This is a genomic window from Kitasatospora sp. NPDC040550, assembly GCF_055594965.1.
The window spans coordinates 149,810-167,723 of the sequence record NZ_JBVIWC010000006.1 but is presented as its reverse complement, the minus strand read 5'-3'; the positions used below and the strand labels follow the sequence as shown (position 1 = coordinate 167,723).

The 17,914-nt window shown below is 74.4% G+C and carries 14 protein-coding genes; 5 read left to right on the top strand and 9 right to left on the bottom strand.

Features of this window, described 5'->3' with window-relative positions:
• Nucleotides 1–74: 74 nt before the first annotated feature.
• The 6 genes from ACZ58X_RS11885 to ACZ58X_RS11860 all read right to left on the bottom strand — a co-directional run bounded on the left by ACZ58X_RS11885 (nucleotide 75) and on the right by ACZ58X_RS11860 (nucleotide 7,649).
• Entirely contained in the window at nucleotides 75–1,331 is a 1,257-nt protein-coding gene (locus ACZ58X_RS11885; RefSeq protein ID WP_470333526.1) for an NAD(P)/FAD-dependent oxidoreductase, read from the bottom strand.
• Nucleotides 1,332–1,659: 328 nt separating this feature from the next.
• Entirely contained in the window at nucleotides 1,660–4,500 is a 2,841-nt protein-coding gene (locus ACZ58X_RS11880) for a helix-turn-helix domain-containing protein (RefSeq protein ID WP_470333525.1), read from the bottom strand.
• A 9-nt stretch (nucleotides 4,501–4,509) separates the two neighbouring features.
• Nucleotides 4,510–4,731, bottom strand: a complete 222-nt coding sequence (locus ACZ58X_RS11875) for a hypothetical protein (RefSeq protein WP_360231548.1) — start codon at nucleotides 4,729–4,731, stop codon at nucleotides 4,510–4,512.
• A 636-nt stretch (nucleotides 4,732–5,367) separates the two neighbouring features.
• Nucleotides 5,368–6,270 carry a DUF4184 family protein gene (locus ACZ58X_RS11870; protein WP_470333524.1) on the bottom strand — a complete coding sequence of 301 codons (903 nt, stop codon included), beginning with the start codon at nucleotides 6,268–6,270 and terminating at the stop codon, nucleotides 5,368–5,370.
• 147 nt (nucleotides 6,271–6,417) lie between these two features.
• A complete protein-coding gene (locus ACZ58X_RS11865) occupies nucleotides 6,418–7,311 on the bottom strand; it encodes a hypothetical protein (protein ID WP_470333523.1) in 894 nt (297 codons plus the stop codon).
• Complete coding sequence (locus tag ACZ58X_RS11860; protein ID WP_470333522.1) at nucleotides 7,308–7,649, bottom strand: PadR family transcriptional regulator; 342 nt, start codon at nucleotides 7,647–7,649, stop codon at nucleotides 7,308–7,310. Before ACZ58X_RS11860 ends, ACZ58X_RS11865 begins: the two co-directional genes overlap by 4 nt.
• Before the next feature lie 278 nt (nucleotides 7,650–7,927).
• Here ACZ58X_RS11860 and ACZ58X_RS11855 point away from each other — a divergent pair, with 278 nt between their 5' ends.
• The 5 genes from ACZ58X_RS11855 (at nucleotide 7,928) to ACZ58X_RS11835 (ending at nucleotide 14,267) form a co-directional block, all read left to right on the top strand.
• A complete protein-coding gene (locus ACZ58X_RS11855) occupies nucleotides 7,928–9,127 on the top strand; it encodes a M20 metallopeptidase family protein (protein WP_470333644.1) in 1,200 nt (399 codons plus the stop codon).
• 354 nt (nucleotides 9,128–9,481) lie between these two features.
• A complete protein-coding gene (locus ACZ58X_RS11850) occupies nucleotides 9,482–11,215 on the top strand; it encodes a putative Ig domain-containing protein (protein ID WP_470333521.1) in 1,734 nt (577 codons plus the stop codon).
• 132 nt (nucleotides 11,216–11,347) lie between these two features.
• Nucleotides 11,348–12,079 carry a 2OG-Fe(II) oxygenase gene (locus ACZ58X_RS11845; protein WP_470333520.1) on the top strand — a complete coding sequence of 244 codons (732 nt, stop codon included), beginning with the start codon at nucleotides 11,348–11,350 and terminating at the stop codon, nucleotides 12,077–12,079.
• 12 nt (nucleotides 12,080–12,091) lie between these two features.
• Nucleotides 12,092–12,655 carry a hypothetical protein gene (locus ACZ58X_RS11840; protein ID WP_470333519.1) on the top strand — a complete coding sequence of 188 codons (564 nt, stop codon included), beginning with the start codon at nucleotides 12,092–12,094 and terminating at the stop codon, nucleotides 12,653–12,655.
• A gap of 175 nt (nucleotides 12,656–12,830) precedes the next feature.
• Complete coding sequence (locus ACZ58X_RS11835; protein ID WP_470333518.1) at nucleotides 12,831–14,267, top strand: alpha/beta fold hydrolase; 1,437 nt, start codon at nucleotides 12,831–12,833, stop codon at nucleotides 14,265–14,267.
• A 23-nt stretch (nucleotides 14,268–14,290) separates the two neighbouring features.
• Here ACZ58X_RS11835 and ACZ58X_RS11830 read toward each other — a convergent pair whose 3' ends face one another.
• From ACZ58X_RS11830 to ACZ58X_RS11820, 3 genes are all read right to left on the bottom strand, one after another.
• Complete coding sequence (locus ACZ58X_RS11830) at nucleotides 14,291–14,974, bottom strand: hypothetical protein (RefSeq protein WP_470333517.1); 684 nt, start codon at nucleotides 14,972–14,974, stop codon at nucleotides 14,291–14,293.
• Nucleotides 14,975–15,005: 31 nt separating this feature from the next.
• Nucleotides 15,006–15,806 (bottom strand): NAD-dependent epimerase/dehydratase family protein, encoded by an 801-nt coding sequence (locus ACZ58X_RS11825; RefSeq protein WP_470333516.1) that lies wholly within the window; start codon nucleotides 15,804–15,806, stop codon nucleotides 15,006–15,008.
• A gap of 141 nt (nucleotides 15,807–15,947) precedes the next feature.
• Entirely contained in the window at nucleotides 15,948–17,588 is a 1,641-nt protein-coding gene (locus tag ACZ58X_RS11820; RefSeq protein WP_470333515.1) for an alkaline phosphatase family protein, read from the bottom strand.
• Nucleotides 17,589–17,914: the final 326 nt, after the last annotated feature.

Sequence of the window (17,914 nt, the reverse complement as noted above, 5' to 3'; positions counted from 1 at the left end):
CTGCTGGCTCCCTCGGCGGACTGGAACGACTGCTGCGGCGACGACGTGACGGACCATCAGGAGTGCGGGCCGGCTCAGCCCGCCGGGTCGTAGATCCGCTGGTCCTGCGGCACTCCCGCGCTGTCGTAGAGGCGCTCCAGAGCGTCCGGCGCGTAGATCTCGTGGCCCTCTACGATGCCGCCGATCAGGCCGAGCATCCGGTCGGTCCACTCCTGGGTGGCGCTCATCGCGGACATCGTGGCGCGGAAGAAGGGCGGCAGTTCGGTGAGTTCGCCGAGCGTGGTGGTGAAGTCGTAGACGTCACCGCTCTCCTCGTCCCGGAGCTTGTTGTACTCGGCGAGCGCCTCCTCCATCGGCCGCTCCCCGGCCAGACCCTGGTGGAGCCGGTCGGCCAGCAGCTGGCCGTGCAGGAAGGCGTCGGTGATGCCCCACCCGGTGTACGGGTCCTTGTGGTAGCCGGCGTCGCCGACCAGGGCCCAGCCCGGTCCGTAGGCGCGGCGGTAGTAGTTGTCCGGGTAGCGCATCGGCTTGAAGTCCTCCACGCGCCGCCCCTGGTCCCGCAGTTGGGCCCCCATCTCGGGGGAGACGTCGTCGAACACGGCCTGGAAGCGGCCCTCGACATCCTGGCGGAACTCCTTGAGCTGGCGCCGGGTGCAGATGGTGGCCAGCATCTGGAGCCCGTCGTTGGTCGGCCAGGTGCCGAACCAGCGCTCGTTCATGCCGGTCCTGTGGTGCAGCCCCCAGTCCTCGAGGCCGGTGTAGTAGGAGTAGTAGATGAATCCGGCGGCCGGGCGCACGTTGTACAGCTCGGCGCCGGTGCGTTTGGCCACCGTCGAGTGGAAGCCGTCGGCGCCGACCACCACGGTGGAGCGGAACTCCCGCTCCGGGCCGTCGCCTTCGCGGCCGCGGATGCCGACCACCTGGCCGCCGTCGAAGACCAGGTCGGTCAGGGTGAAGCCCTCCAGCACCTCCGCACCCGCCCGGCGGGCCGCGTTGACGAGGATCTCGTCGAGCACGGTGCGGCGCGGGCAGTAGACGGCGTCGATGCCGTCGACCGGTTCGGCGAAGCCGTTGAGCTCGATGCCCCGGTAGGCGTAGTGCATCGTGCGCAGCGCCGGTGTCCCGGCGCCGACGATCTCATCGAGCAGCCCCCATTCCCGGAGCTTCAACAGGCCGGCCTGATGGATGTAGTGCGTCGACACGGAGTCGCTGGGAAACGAGGCCCGGTCCACCACCAGCACCCGGTGCCCCTGCCGGGCCAGCAGCATGGCCACCGGCGATCCGGCGCAGCGGGCACCGACAACAATGACGTCGTACACGAGATCCCCCACGGATTCGAATTGGTCCCCACACGGCGGCAACTGGCTCGCTCGAACATCCCGGCGACCGGCCCTCCGTATTGATCAGGAGGCTACGTAATCGCCTAGTGAAGGTCAAGAGTTGGTAGTGCCCAGGCAATTCCTCGGCTGTCTACGCGCCTCACCACCGGCGACTTGTCCCAGCAAAGACGGACATACCGGGGCACACATCTTGCTCACATTCCTGAGACATGTCATTTCTTCGATTACCCCGGTAATCACCGCCGGAACGGCCCGGAATCACTGGGGTGAAGTAACTCGTGAAGTTCGCAGGGGAATCCGGCCGCGGCGTGGCCGAAAATCACCGGCCCGGCGGGACGCCCAGCCGGGCCTCCAGCCGGACCACGTGCCGGAGGGAGTACTTGCTGCCGAGCTCCGCCGACCGCCGGTACCAGGCCAGCGCCTCCGGGAGCCGGCCCGCCTCACGGAGCAGGTCGCCCAGCTCGCGCAGCGCCCGGCGGTCGCCGTTGTCGACCCGGCCCGCCAGCCACGCGTAGGCGTCGTCCAGCCGCCCCGCGTCCCAGAGCATCCAGACGGCCTCCCGGTAGGCGTCCCGGATCCGGCTGTCGGCCGCCCTCGCGTACCAGGTGAGCGCGGTGTCGATCCGTCCGGCCTCCTGGTGGAGGGCGGCGATGTGCAGCAGCGCGGAGTCGTCCCCGTGCCGGGAGGCCTCCCGGTACCAGTGCAGCGCCCGGGCCGGCTGCCTCCCCCACCGGTAGAGGGCGGCCGCCTGGTGCATGGCCAGCACGTCGGACAGCTCCGCCGCCCGCAGGTAGTACGGCAGGGCGCCGTCGAGGTCGCCCTCGGCCTTCAAAAGGTCGGCCAGCGGCCGCAGGGCCACCTTGTCGCCGCCGCGCACGGCGCGCCGGTACCAGTCGATCGCCTCCTCGACCCGGTCCGCGGCCTGGAGGTGCTCCGCGGCCTCGCGCAGGGCGGTGGTGTCGCCGGCGGCCACCGCCTCCTCGTAGGAGCGCAGTCCGCCCTCCCGGTCACCGGTGGTCCAGCGCAGGTGGGCGGCCTCCCGGTGGGCCTTCTCGTCGCCGTCCCGCGCCCGGCCCTGCAACCACGCCAGGGCCTCGGGCGCCCGGCCGTGGCGGCGCAGCACCGCCGCCGCCGAGCGCAGCGCCTGGCTCTTGCCCCCCGTCTGGGCGGCGCGCTGGTAGAGGGTGATCGCCTCCTCGTCCTGCCCGTCGTGCTCCAGCTGGCGTGCCGCTTCGAGCGCGGCGTGGGTGTCGCCGGCGTCGGCCCGTTCGCGCAGCCAGGAGATCGCCTCGGCCAGGTCGCCGCTCTCGCTGAGCAGGCTCGCCGCCGACCGGACGGCCTGGCTGTCTCCGGCCTCCGCCGCGGCCTGGTACCAGGCCACCGCCTCCCGCGGCCGGCCGGTCTCGTGCAGGAGCCGCGCCCCCACCACGAGCGTGTCGGTGTCCCCCGTGGTCACGGCCGTGTGGAAGGAGTAGGCGTTGACCACGGGGTGGGCGCCGTGGTTGCTGGCCAGGAACTGCACGGCCGTCTCCTTGGCGGTGGCCTCGGCCAGCGACAGCCGGGGGTCCCGGTCCGCCAGGGCGGCCAGCCCGAGCAGCTCACTGCCCGTCAGGGAGTTGGGGACGTTGACGCCCGCCTCCTCGATCAGCATCAGGGCGGCGGCGTTCGGGAGGTCCTCGCCCCCCTCCCCGGTCAGCATCCGGGCGGAGTCGGAGACCGTCCCGATCACCAGGACCGGGGCGCGTCGGGTGTCGGACACCGCCTGCCTGATCTCGTCGTGGATCCGCTGGGCCGTCACCCCCTGGACGGCGTCCAGGTAGCGGTCGATCCGGTCCAGCCACACCACCGTCCTGGGCCCGGCCCCCGCCAGTGCCTGGAGCACCTGCCCGGTGTCGGAGGGGTTGGCCGGGTACCACAGCCGCCAGTCGGCGGGCAGCGACCGCACGGCCTCCCAGCAGCTGCGGGTCTTGCCGGTCGACGGTTCACCGCGCGCGATGACGATGCCGCTGTGCCCGCCGACCCCCAGCCGCACCACGTCCAGCAGCGCCCGGTCGTGCAGCCGGTCCACGTACGGGGTCAGGGTCGGCAGGGTGTCGGGCATGTCCGGGAAGGCGAAGGTCGGACGGACGCCGAGGGCGATCGGATCGAGCAGGTCCGCGACGGCGTGCCCGTAGGGGGGCTCCGCCGCCGCCGCGATCCACAGGTTCCGGGCGCGCAGCGCGGCCTCCCCCGCCCCGACCCCCGCCATCCGGGCCAGCACCGAGGCCACCGCCACCGCGTCGTGCGGGTTGGGCGGCAGCTGGGGTGAGCGCAGCAGCCGGCGGATGCTGTCCCGCTCCGGTGCGGCCGCGAGCGAGTCGTCCAGCCGGACGGCGCCCGCGATGTCGGCCAGGGACGGCGCGCCGGCCGAGAGGTACAGGTCGTGCAGGGCGTCCTTGAGGTCGCGCAGCGGCCCCGGCGGCGCCCACGGCCGGGTCAGCAGCCGCGGGCGCCGCCGCCCCTCCCCGGTCGACGGCGCGCGCCCGCGCACCGTCGTCGGACGCCGCCCGGGCCCGACCGCGGGCGCCGCCCGGTCGCTCCCCTCCTGCACACGGTGCCACGCCTCGGCCCACACCCGGGCCGGGTAGCCGGCGGCCGGTGACCCCGGATAGTCCGCGATCACCCGCATGAAGGCGCAGAACGTCCGCAACTGCGGCCCGCCGCGCGAGCGCAGCGCGTCGCTGACCGTACTGCGGGAGAGCTGTTCGCCGAGCCGCGCCGCCCGCGCCTCCAGGTCGCGCAACGGCGGGCCGCCGCACGCCTTCCGCGCGATCCGCATGACCTCACCGAGCTGGTGGGGCGCCACCAGGGCGTCCGGTTCGGGCCAGGCGTCCGCACCGTCGGCCGGGGCGTCCGCCGCCGGCTGGCTCGCGGGCGTCTCCTGCCACAGCCGGGCGGCCTTGCGCAGCTCCGACGGCCGTCCGCCGCAGGCCCGTACGTAGGCCTCCACGACCCGCCAACTCGGCCTGGAGGCACCGGAGTCCGCACGCGAAAAGGTCGCGACGGAGAAGGGCTCCATGGCCTCGTAGGTCTTGCCGCTGCGCTCCCGCAGGCCGCGCAGGTACACGGCGAGCCGCTCCGCGAACGCACCGTCCGGCACCGCCTTCTTGTGCCGTCCCATGCCGCACGCTCACCTGCGCCGGCGTCCGCGGGCGACGGCGGCGACCAGCCTTCTGGTCAGCTCGGCCGCGGCGAAGACCGCTGCGCTCGACAGGGCGATGATCGTCTCGGTGGACACCCCGGCCAGGGCGAGCACGACGACCGCGGTCAGGACACCCAACGCCAGGACGACGACCGGAACGGGCAGCACACTGCTGCCCGCCGCCGTCCGCCGCGGACGCGGCACACTCATACGAAGTCCCTAAAATCGAAATGACGTTCAATCGAGTCTTGAAGACCCGGACCGGAGATTGCAGCTCCCGCCCGGCACCCGGCGTTCATTCTCGGGTACGACGGGCCTCACGATTTCCCCGAACGGCCCTACCGGCATTCCCCTCTGAAAGAACATCGCATGATCGACGGAGGTATCCGCAGCTCGCGGCCACTGTGAGCGCCCCCGCACACGCCGGATCGCGCCCCTGTCCGGGTTTTCCCTCCCGGTGGACGCCCGTCCCGGTATTTCTTGCGCACGAGTCCGGAACCCTCCGCAACAATCGCACCCGTCGGAACGGGAAAGGGCCCAGGTCATCCGCCGTCGACCCAGCCCCTTCCCCTCCCGCCGCCACCGCGCCGTCCGGCTCCGCAGCACGCAACTGGGCGTTCCGACCCCGCTCCCCGCCAGCCTTGAACCCGATGTCCCGGTCGCGAGCAATCGACACCCAGGGACCACGGCCGCCCTCCGATGCAGCGGAGCCGGCCACCACCCGGACCCCGCGTCCGGCCCTTCGGGGGCGCCCGGTGGGCGCCCCCGAAACGTCGAAGGGCAGCGAAGTCCTGCGTCACGGGCGGGAATTGCCGACCCGTCGGGCGGCACGACGGCCCGCCACGATCAGGCCGTGGTGCCGGCCCGTACGGCGCCCGCGCGGCCGCGCAGCGCGATGGCCGCACGGCGGGTCCACCAGGCGGTGGTGTACAGCAGCAGGGCGGCGATCAGGCCGGCGCCCGCGCCCTTCGCCGCGTCGGAGAGCACGCCCTCGAGCAGGGCGCCCAGCGGCCGCCCGGCGACCACCGCCTGCGGGCCGGCCAGCCACCACCAGGCGTGCGCGACGGCCCCGGTGGCCGCGCACAGGGCCAGCGCGAGCAGGACGTGCCGACGCCGGCCCGCGCTGGCGGCCGGGCCGCCGATGGTGCGCAGCCGGGCCCGTCGGCGCCGGCCGAAGACGGCGATGGCCAGCAGACCGCCGATGGTGCTGGCGTGCTGCAGGGCCCGGGCCCAGGTGAGGCCGCCCGCCAGGGTGGTGTTCAGCCAGGGCGCGCGGGTGACCACGAAGCCGTCGACGTGGGTGAAGGAGTCCCAGACCAGGTGGGTGGCGAGGCCGATCAGCGCGGACAGCAGGACCCACCCGGCCCGCCGCGCCACCGCCCCGGCCGTACCGGGCTCACCGGCCTCCCGCGCACCGGCCTCCCCGGCGGCGGCCTCCCGCACACCGGCCTCCCGCGCGGTGGGCGACGGAAGCGGCAGCAGCGCGGCCAGCGGCCGCCGCCCGGCCAGCAGGAGCGCCCACAGCGCGAGGGTGTACGGCAGGCCGACGGTGAGGGCGCCGGGCAGGGTGTGGGTGGTGGTGGCGTTGGCGAAGGGCTCGTACCAGGACTGGGCGCTGACCGGCAGTCCGGTGGTGACCAGGAAGTACGGCAGGTCCGGCGCGACGGCCCCGGCCACCAGCGCGGTCCGGCTGAACGGCGTGCGCAGCAGGGGCAGGACGGCTGCCGGGTGGGACAGGGTGAACGGCATGGGCATCCTCTCGCGCGGGCCCGCCGGATCCGGTGGAGCCGACGGCTCAATAGTCCGTTGAACGGAATGCTACGTCAAACGGAGTAATACGTGCGCGACGAACCCCGCCGCTCGGCCGGTACGGGCCGCTCGGCGGGGTCGGATCGTTCAGCGCGGGGCCCGTCCCAGGCGCCCGGCGAGCGGGACGGCCGCCAGGGCAGCCGTCAGGACGGTCGCCAGGGCGGCGAGCGCGGTCGGGTCTCCCCAGGCCACCGTGCCGGCCTGGGCGAGCAGGGCCGGGGAGGCCAGGGCCAGCGCGGCCAGCTCGCGGCCGCCCCGGGAGCCGTGGCGCCAGGCCGTCACCGCCGTGGCCGCGGCGAGCACCAGCAGCGGCCAGCAGCCGTAGTCGGTGCTGACCCAGGGCACGGCGTGCGCGGCGACGGCAGCCCGGGGCACCAGGACCAGCGCGACCGCCACCCCGGCCGTGCCCGCCCGGCCGGCCGCCAGGGCCTCCGCGCGCCGGTCCGGCGGGCAGCCGAGCAGCACGGCCGCCGCCAGCACCGCGGCGGCGGGGCCGGCGACCGGGTCGCCGAACGCCGGCCCGCCGGCCACGGCGGCCGCGGCGAAGGCGAGCAGCCCGGCCACGGTGCAGGGCACGCCCGCCCGCCACCGTCCGGCCAGGGCGGCGGCCGCCCCCGCGAACACCAGCAGCGAGGAGAGCAGCAGCGCGCCCCACACCCCGGACAGGTCGGACCGGAGCTGCAGCCCCAACGGAGTCGGCGAGGCGGCCACGCCGGCGTACCAGCGCAGCAGGTGCAGACCGCAGGCGGCGGCCGAGGCGGCCAGGACGAACGGAAACGCCGTCCCGAGCAGCCGGGCGGCGGCGGAGCCCGGCCCCAGGCCCGCGCGCAGCCGCAGCGCGTGCCCCGCCAGCTCCGCCGCGTCCCGCAGGCGCGTGCCCAGCGGCTCGCCGGCGGTCATCTCGCGGTGGGTCGCGGCGATCTCCGCGCCGTGGGCGCGCCGGTAGGCGGCGGGGTAGAGGCGCAGCAGGTGGTCGATCACGTGCCGGTCACCGCCGGGCGGGCGGCGGACAGTCGGCGGGCCGCCTCCCGGGCCGTCGCGGCCAGGCGTTCGGCCTCCGCGGCCAGCCGCTCGCGGCCGGACGGGGAGAGGGTGAAGATCCGCCGGGCGCGGCCGTCGACGACCTCCTCGCGCTCGACCTCGATCAGGCCGTCGGCCAGCAGGCGGTCCAGGGCCCCGTAGAGGGCACCGGTGCGCAGGGCGACCCGGCCGTCGGTCATCGCCTTGATCTCCTGGGCGATGGCGTAGCCGTGCCGGGGGGCGTCCGCGAGGGCGGTCAGGACCATCACGGTGGGTTCTTGCATCACACGCTCACTCACCCCATGACGATAGTCACTCCGTCGGACCATCTCAACGAACCCGGAGGTCGGCCACGCCCCGGAGCGCCTCCCGTGGAGTCCGGACCGGATTCACGGCCGTCCCGTGTGCCGGGCCCGATCGGGGTGGGCAACCTCCGATCATGGCACCAGTCATGGCACCAGTCATGGCACCAGCCACCCCGGGCTCCCCCCGGTCCGTCCACCCCTGGAGGTCCCCCGTGTCCGACCTGCCCAGCGCCGCCCCCGGCACGCCCGCCGCACCGTGGGAGCGGCTCGACCTGCCCGAGCTGCTCCGCTCGGCCGCCCGCCTGCAACCCGAGCTCGCGCTGCTGCGAAGGGAGTTGCACCGGCATCCGGAGCTCGAACTGGACCTCCCCCGGACCCAGGCCCGGCTGCTCGCCGCGCTCGACGGCCTCCCCCTGGAACTCTCCCTCGGCAAGGGCCTGAGCTCGATCACCGCCGTCCTGCGCGGCGGCCGGCCGGGCCCGAACGTACTGCTGCGGGCCGACATGGACGCACTGCCGGTGCAGGAGGGCACCGAGCTGCCGTACGCCTCCGACGTCCCCGGGGTGATGCACGCCTGCGGGCACGATCTGCACGTGGCCGCGCTGGTCGGCGCGGCCCGGCTGCTGTGCGAGCGGCGCGCGGAACTGGCCGGGAACGTGGTCCTGATGTTCCAGCCGGGCGAAGAGGGGGCGGAGGGCGCCCGGCTGATGGTCGAGGCGGGTGTGCTGGAAGCGGCCGGGGAGCGCGTGGTGGCCGCCTACGCCCTGCACGTGGCCGCCGCCATGCTGCCGAACGGGGTGGTCGCCACCCGTCCCGGACCGGTGCTCGCCGCCTCCGACACCCTGCGGGCCACCCTGCGCGGGCGCGGCGGGCACGGCTCCAGCCCGCACTCGGCGCTCGACCCCGTCCCGGCGCTCTGCGAAACGGTCCTGGCGCTCCAGTCGATGGTGACCCGCCGGATCGACGCCTTCGACCCGGTGGTGCTCACCGTGGGCTCGCTCGGCGCCGGTACGGCGGCCAACGTGATCCCCGACGAGGCGCGCTTCGAGGCCACCATCCGCTCCTTCTCGCCGCGTTCGCGCGAACTGGTGCGCACCGAGGCCCTGCGGGTGGTGCACGGGATCGCGGCGGCCCACGGACTGGAGGTGACGGCCGAGGTGGAGCCCGGCTACCCGGTGACCGTCAACGACCCGGCGGAGACGGAGTTCGCGTCCGGCCTGGCGGCCCGGCTGTTCGGGTCGGGGCGGTACCTGGAGATGCCCCAGCCGATCGCCGGCTCGGAGGACTTCGGCGTGCTGGGCGAGCTGGTCCCGTCGGCGTACCTGCTGCTCGGCGCCGTCCCGGCCGACGGGCGCGACCCGTTCACCGCGCCCTACAACCACTCCCCGGAGGCCGAGTTCGACGACGGCGTGCTCGGCGACGGCGCCGCACTGCTCGCGGGTCTGGCCCTGGGGCGGCTGGCCCGCGGGTAGCGGCCGGCCCGGGGTAGCGACCGGCCCGGGGGTAGCGGCCGGCCCGGGGACAGCGGCTCCTGGGGCAGCCGCTCCGGTCGCCGGGGTCCCGCGCCGCTCGCCGGAGTCCTGTCACCGCGGCCCTTGCCGGAGCCCTCGTTAAAGGCTTCGGCAAGGGCCGCGGCCCACGCGCGGAGGTCCGGTGGCCCAACCGTGTCGCAGCTGTGCAGGCTTCCGCCGAAAGGCCCGACGGCGCACCGATGAGCCGTTTCGTCGCGTTCCGTTCAAGCTCCGATTACCCCATCATGGGACGGTGCCACTGCGCCTACGCGCGTAGCTCTCCCCTGCATCCCCACAGACCAAGGGACTTGACCGATGCTCAGACGCCTCACCGCGATACGCCCGCTCGCCCTGGGCGCCGCCGTCCTGACCGTGCTCGCCGTCGCGAGCACCGCCCCCCACCCGGCCGCGGCGGCCACCACCGCGGCCACCACGACGGCCACCACCTCCGCGACCGCCGCCCAGCACCGCGTCCTGTTCGACAACAGCAAGGCGGAGACCGCCGGCAACGCGGACTGGATCATCAGCACCAGCCAGCCGGACCCGCTCGCCGAGAACGCCGACCCGCAGTCCGAGACCGACTGGACCGGCGCCATCTCCAGCTGGGGCGTCGCCCTCCAGAAGACCGGCCAGTACAGCCTCAAGACCCTGCCGAGCGGCTCCGCCATCACCTACGGCACCGGTGGCGCGCTGGACCTCGCCAACTTCGACGAGTTCGTCCTGCCCGAGCCCAACGTCCGGCTCAGCGACGCCGAGAAGACCGCGGTCATGACGTTCGTCCAGAACGGCGGCGGCCTGTTCCTGATCTCCGACCACACCGGCAGCGACCGCAACAACGACGGCTGGGACTCCCCCGCCGTCATCAACGACCTGATGACCACCAACTCGGTCAACAGCAAGGACCCGTTCGGGCTCTCCGTCGACCTGCTCAACATCCAGACCGACAACCCGACCGCCGTCAACGACGCCACCGACCCCGTCCTGCACGGCCCCTTCGGCACCGTCACCGGCAGCATCATCCGCAACGGCACCACCTTCACCCTCAAGCCCGCCGACAACCCCGCCGTCAAGGGCATCGTCTACCGCACCGGCTCCTCCGGCACCACCGGCGCCTTCTTCGCCACCAGCAGCTTCGGCAAGGGCCGGGTCGCCATCTGGGGCGACAGCTCCGCCATCGACGACGGCACCGGCGAGCCCGGCAAGACCGTCTACAACGGCTGGAACGACCCGGCCGGCACCGACGCCGCCCTCGGCCTCAACGCCACCGCCTGGCTCGCCGCCGGCGGCAGCGGCAGCACCACCGGCAGCGTCACCCTCACCAACCCCGGCGCCCGCACCGCCACCGCCGGCACCGCCACCAGTCTCCAGCTCTCCGCCACCGACACCGCCGGCGGCACCCTCGGCTACAGCGCCTCCGGCCTGCCCGCCGGGCTGAGCCTCAACACCACGACCGGCCTGATCAGCGGCACGCCGACCACGGCCGGGACGTACTCCGTGACGGCCACCGCGACCGACTCCACCGGCCCGTCCTCCTCCGTCACCTTCACCTGGACCGTCCAGCCCACCGGCGGCGGCACCGGCTGCACCGCCGCCCAGCTGCTCGCCAACCCCGGCTTCGAGGCCGGTTCGACGACCGGCTGGACGGAGACCAACACCAGCGGCAGCAGCACCGTCAACAGCAGCTCCAACGAGCCGCCGCACTCCGGCAGCTACGACGCCTGGCTCGACGGGTACGGCAGCACCAACACCGACACCCTCGCCCAGACCGTGACCCTCCCGGCCGGCTGCAGCACCTACACGTTCAGCTTCTGGCTGCACATCGACACCGCCGCCAGCAACACCACCGCCTTCGACAAGCTGACCGTGACCGCCAACGGCACCACCCTGGCGACCTACTCCAACGTCAACGCGGCCACCGGCTACCAGCAGCACAGCTTCAACCTCTCCGGCTACGCCGGCCAGAGCGTGACCCTCAAGTTCTCCGGCACGGAGGACTACACCAAGCAGACCTCCTTCGTCCTCGACGACACCGCCGTCAACGTCTCCTGAGCCACGGCCGGTCGCCCTCCCCGCCGGATGGGGAGGGCGACCGGCGCGCCCCGCCGCCACCTGCGGATCCGCCGACACCTCCCGGTCCGAAAGCCGCCGGCGACGGGCGGCCACGGACCGCAGACTGGGCCCGTGAGCACCCGAACCACCACCTCCCCCGCGCCCGTACGGCAGCGCGTCGACTCGGCCGACTGGCCCGCCCTCGCCGAAGAGCTCGACGCCCACGGCTGCGCCCTCACCCCCCGGCTCCTCACCCCCGCGGAATGCCGGGACCTGGCCGCCCACTACGACCACGACGAACTGTTCCGCAGCACCGTCGACATGGCCCGCCACCGCTTCGGCTCCGGCCGGTACCGCTACTTCACCCACCAACCGCCGCCACCCGTCGACGCCCTGCGCCGGGCCCTCTACCCGCACCTGCTCACCATCGCCCGCGACTGGGCGGCGAAGCTCGGCCGCCCCGCGCCCTGGCCCGACTCCCTCGACGAGTGGCTGGAGCGGTGCCACGCGGCCGGACAGGCCAAGTCCTCGCAGATCCTGCTCCGTTACGGGCCCGGCGACTGGAACGCGCTGCACCGCGACCTCTTCGGCGACCTCGTCTTCCCGCTCCAGGTGGTCATCGGCCTCGACCGGCACGGCACCGACTACACCGGCGGCGAGTTCCTCCTGGTCGAACAACGCCCCCGCGCCCAGTCCCGCGGCACCAGCACCGTCCTCCCCCAGGGCCACGGCCTGGTGTTCACCACCCGAGACCGGCCCGTCCGCTCCACCCGGGGCTACTCCGCCGCCCCCGTACGCCACGGCGTGAGCACCGTACGCTCGGGGCGGCGCCACGCCCTCGGGCTCGTCTTCCACGACGCCTGAGCCGAGGACACCGTGCCCACCCCCGTACCCGCCGACCGGCGCCCCTTCCGACCGCCCGGCCCGGCCGAGCGCTCCTCCCTCCTCTCCGCCGACCGGCCGCTGCCCGCGCCCGCCCGGCACACCGAGGCCGAACTCGCCGCTCTGCTACGCCTGTTGGCCGCGCACCGCCCCCGGGTGCACACCGTCGCCGTCGGCCACAGCCGCGACGAGGCCTCCCGCGCGACCGCCCGGGCCTTCGCCGAGGCCTGGCAGGCCACCGGCGGCACCGTCCTCGCCGTCATCGACTGGCCCGAACAGGCCGCCTCCTGGCTGCGCCCGGCCCGACGCCTCACCGCCCAGGAGCCCGACGCCTGGGTGGTCGCCGCCGCACCCCTCGGCTGGGCCCAACTGGCCCGGCGGCTCCGGCACAGCACCACCTGGACCGCCGAACGGACCTTCGGCTCCGCCGCCCTCGCCGAGCCGCGCACCATCGCCCTCGCGGGCCCCGACACCCTGCACGGCCTGCGCGGCGCCACCGCGGCCGGCGGCGCCTGGGAGGTCCGCGACGGATGGCTCACCACCGACCTGCCCGGCTGAGGGGGTGTCGGATCATCGAGTGGCGCCCTCGCGCGCGGGGCCGTCCAGGCCCTGACGGTCCGTTGCCGGGACGAATCGCGTCCGAACGCTCGCCAACGAAGTGTCCCGGTGCGCAGGCTGGTTCCCTGACCGCGTCCACGCGGGCGCGGTGCGAGCGGAAGGAACCCGGACACCCATGACACCCGCGACACCCATGACGACCGTGCCGAACCCCACGGCTCCGACGAGCAGGCGCGTCCGCGTCGCCGCCCTGCTCGGTGCCGTCGCGATGGTGGCCGGCACCACCCTGGCCGGCCCCGCCGTCGCCGCCCCGGCCGAACCACCACGCCACGGCGGCGGCATCACCGGGCAGGCACCCTGCCCGGACGCGCCCGAATTCACCTGCGGAACCCTCACCGTCCCGCTCGACCACAGCGGTGCCACCCCCGGCACCCTCGACCTCCAGGTCGCCTTCACCGACAACAGCAGGCCACCCAAGGGCGATCTGCTCTTCCTCTCCGGCGGCCCCGGGCAGTCCAGCGTCTCGTCGATCCGACGGATGGCGGGCAAGCTGGAGCCCGTCCTCAAGGACTACCGCCTGGTGGTGTTCGACCAGCGCGGCACCGGCCGGGGCGCCCTCCAGTGCCCGGGCCTCCAGGAGGACATGGGCTCCTCCGACCTCGCCGTGCCCCGCAAGCAGTCGATCGCCGACTGCGCCACCGCCCTCGGCGCGAGCGCCCGCCACTACAGCACGGCGGACACCGTCGCCGACATCGACCTGCTGCGCCAAGCCCTCGGCGACCGGCGGCTGACCCTGGACGGCGTCTCCTACGGCACCATCGTCGCCGAGCGCTACGCCCTCGCCCACCCCTCCCGGGTGGCCCACCTGGTGCTCGACTCGGTGGCGCCGCCGAGCGGCTTCGACCCGCTCGACCTGGCCGCGCTGCCCGCCACCGCCCGGGTCCTGCGCGCCGCCTGCCGGGCCACCGGCTGCACCACCGACCCGGCCGCCGACCTCGCCGCCACCGTACGGCGGTACGGCAACGGCGCGCAGATCCTCAGCGCGCTCACCGGCTACGAGTTCATCGACCCGGACTTCGGCGCCGTCCCGGAGATCCTGCACGAGGCCGCCGCCGGGCAGCCCGCGAAGCTGCAGGACTTCTTCGCCCTCGTCCACCGCGAGGTCGACGCCGCCCCGGCCGAGGACCTCAGCCAGGGCCTGCACTCCGCCACCCTGTGCGCCGACGGGCGCTTCCCCTGGGGCAGCACCGACACCCCGGTAGCGGGCCGGGCGGCCGCGCTGGAACGCACCCGGCAGCGGCTGACCGCCGAACAGACCTGGCCGTACGACCCGGCGACCGCGACCGGCCTCGGCAGCCTGCTGGTCTGCCTCGACTGGCCGCGCGAGCCGGTGCCGCCGGTGCCCCCGGCGCACCGCAAGCTGCCGAATGTCCCGGTGCTGCTGCTCGGCGGCGACCGGGACCTCGCCACCCCGTACGAACTGCTCTACGAACAGGCCGAGTTGGCGCACGACCCGGAGATCGTGATCGTCCCCGGGGCGGCGCACTCGGTGCAGAACCGGGCGGCCAACCCGGCCGGACGGCAGGCGGTCTACGACTTCCTGCTCAGGTAGCCGGAGCGGCGCGAGCCGCCGGCCTACTCCTCCGGCGGCGAGCCCGGCACGGTCGGCGAGCCCGACACGGCCGGCGCGGGCAGGTCGAGGGCCCGGGCGAGGGCGGCGGTGACGGGGGCCCGATGACCGGGCGGCAGGTACCGACGGGCCCAGTCGGCGGCCAGCCCGAGGAAGTCGGCCAGGTCCCGTTCGACCCCGGCGAGCAGCCCACCCAGGTCCGCGACGGGCAGCACGATCACCGGACTGTCGGGCCGGTCGGCGTTGACCGTGAGCCGGACGGTGCTGCCGAACCGCTCCGCGACCGGGGAGACCGGCTCGTGCCCGTAGCCGACCAGCCCGCCGTGCTCCGCCAGCCCGTGCCAGTCCCGCCAGTCCTCCAGGCCGTCGCAGCAGCCGGGCTGGAACACGATGCCGGCGGTGCGGTCGGTGACCCGCAGCCCGCCCGCCGCGTACACGTCCTCGAAGGTCAGCAGTCCGTGCAGGAAGGAGCCCAGCGGGTCGGCCGGCCGGGGCGGGCGCTCGCCCGCGGGATCGAGGTCGGGATCGAGGTCGTTGCAGCGGGCGACCAGCAGCACGGCCGTCCCCACCTCGGCGGGCGACAGCCCGCCGTCGAGGGCGAGGAACTCGGCCGACCCGGTGTCGGCGACGGGCCAGAGGTCGAAGCCGTTCAGGGGGCCGGCCTCCAGGACGGGCTGCATCACGATCATCCGGCCGAGTCTTCCATGTCCGGGGCGGCGGTCAGCGCCCGGTCTGGGTGAAGCGGCCGCCGAGGTAGCGGTGCTCCGGGTCGTCGGGGGACAACTCACCGAGTTCGGCGATCAGTTCGGCGGCGAAGGGCTCGGCGTCGTCCTGCGGCTCGTAGCCGAGTGCCCGGGCCGTCGAGAGGTCCCACCAGGCGCGGGTGTTGGCGGAGATCCCGTAGGCCACGGTGTGGCCGGTGACGGGGCCGGTGAGGGCGGCGTGCGCGAGGCGGGCCCAGTCGCCGGGGCTGAGCCAGGTGGCGAGCATCCGGATGCTGCGGGGCCGGTCGGTGAAGGAGCCAATGCGTAGCGAGACGGTCTCGATGCCGTGCCGGTCGGCGTACAGCGAGGCGAGGCTCTCGCCGAAGCACTTGGAGACCCCGTAGTACGTGTCGGGCCGCTGCGGCGCGTCCACCGGCACGGTACCGCCGTCGGCGGGCCGCTCGGTGAAGCCCGTCGCGTGGTTGCTGCTGGCGTACACGATCCGGCGGACGCCGGCCGCCCGGGCCGCGTCGTACAGCCGGTAGGTGCCCTCGATGTTGGCGGCCAGGATGTCGGCGAACGGCGCCTCCCCCGGGATCCCGGCCAGGTGGACCACCGCGTCGACGCCGTCCATCGCCGCTGACAGCGCCTCGACGTCCAGCAGGTCGGCGGTGACGGCCCCGGGCTCGCCGGGCACGGGCAGCCGGTCGAAGCTGCGCAGCCGGTGGCCGTACCCGGGCAGCAGCTCCCGCAGGCAGCTGCCCATCCGGCCGGCGGCTCCGGTGATCAGGACCTGTCCTGGCTGGTTGACCGTCATTCGTTCCCCCTGGGTTCCTCGTCGCGGGTCGTCGGACCGAAAGGCCTGGTCCGACGACGCGCGACGATACCTGACGGAACACCAGGGATCAGGTGATTATCCGCGGTTCCGCGGAGCGGGCCGCCCTCGGTTCACCGGGGGTCAGCGGACGGGCAGCACCCGGGTGTGCTCGGCGCGCACGGCCTGGAGGGCGTGCGGCTGGAGGCCGAGCAGGTCGAGGATGGTCGGGGCGATCTGCTTGGTCTCGACCTTCTCCTCCCGGCGGATGCCGCCCGGGGTGGCCGCGCCGGAGACGACGAGCGGGACGTTCAGGTCGTCGGCGTGGTCGCCGCCGTGCTCGGCGATCTTGCTGCCGCCGGTGTAGACGACGCCGTACTGCGCGACGCCGAAGACGTCCGGCACCCGCGGGTCGCCCGGGGCGACGCCGAAGTGGTCGGCGGCGTCCGCGCCGGCGTAGACCTTCTGGACGCCGCTGCCGGTGAACGGGCGGGCCTTGCCGTTGATGTCGACGCCGTTGCCGTGCTGCGCCAGCAGGTAGGCCTTGGCGAAGGAGGTGGCGGCCGCGGAGCGGTCGTTGAGCCAGAGCAGCACGCCGTCGTCGTCGACCGCGTGGGCGACCAGGGCGCCCGCGCCCGGGTGGGCGGCCTTCCAGGCGGCGTCGAGGCCGTCGAGCAGCGGGCCGTCGTCGATCCGGTTGAGCGCGGCCGGGTCGGTCGGGGACTGGCCGTGCTTGGCGGAGAGGATGACGGTGGTGGAGCGGTCGAGGTGCTGCTTGCGCAGTTCGGCGGTCAGCGTGCCGATCTGCTGGTCGACGTACGCCAGGTTCTTCTCCACCAGCGGGCCGGGCACGCCCTTGGCGACGTAGCCGCCCTGGAGGCCGTCGGAGCCGGCCAGCTTCTGCGCGGTGGAGACGGACTGGAAGTTCAGGCCGAAGACGGCCGGGGTGCCGACCCGCTGCGCACGGCCGTGGTCGTAGCCGTCGATCTCGTTGAGGACGGCCTGCACCTTGTACGAGTCGTACTGCTCGGTGGCCTGGTTGTCCTTGGTCCAGTCGCCCTTGTAGCCGGTGGCGTTGCTGTTGACCTCTGGGGTGAAGAGGTCCTGGATGCCTTCGCCGGAGGGGCCGTTGAGGATGTCGTAGGCGGCGTGCTTGTCCGACCACGCGGTCCGCAGTCCGGCCTGTCGGGCCACCTCGAAGACGGTGTTGACCTGGAGGTAGGAGTGCGGCTGGACGGGCCGGCAGGTCCGCGGGTCGACCGGCAGCTTGGCCGGGTCGATCAGGGTCTGCGGGTTGCCGGTCATCCGCAGGATGGAGCCGGGCAGGCCCGACAGGCCCTGGCCGGCGTCGAGCGCGTCCTTGTTCCGGTCCAGATCCTCGGTGAGGTCGACCTCGGCGCCCGGCTTGGCGTGCGCGCAGTCGGTGGTGCCGGCCGGGAGCAGCGCGGCGTTGTAGGTGTCGTCGTAGTAGACGCCGGTGGTGCCGGGGCCGCCGCCGGTCAGCTGGGCGACCAGGCCGGGGAAGGAGTCGGACGGGTCGGTGGTGGCGGCGTTGGTGTACTCGACGCCGCCGCGGACCAGCCGGGCCAGCGCCGACTGCGGGTGCGCCGCCACGAAGCGGGCGAGGTCCGACTGGTGCAGGCCGTCCACCGACACCAGCAGGACGTGCTGGGCGCGGTGGGCGCCGCGGCCCTCCTCGGCGGCGGCGGCCTGGGCGACAGTGGATCCGGCCAGCACACCGGCGGCGCCGAGGGTGGCGGCCAGTCGGACGTAACGACGGGTCACGGAGGTCTCCTGTGGAAGGGGGAGGGGAGGTGACTGCGGCGGTGCGGCCCCCAGGGTGGGAGGCCCCGGTGTACCGGTGGCGGCCGGAACGTGAACAGCACCGGTCCGCTGCGCCGGGCGGCCCGGGATTTTACCCGCTGCCCACCAACGCCTTGCCCTGCCATGGGACTTCACGCGGGGGTAGGGTCGGTCCGGCGGGGTCGGCGGGCGCCGCCGGGCACCTGAACGGCCCAACCCCCCGGGCGGGCGGCACGGTCCGGCGGTGATCCTGGACTCCGACCGCCCAGGGCGGTCCTTCGCGTGCGCGGCACGCGGTCGGCGCGCAC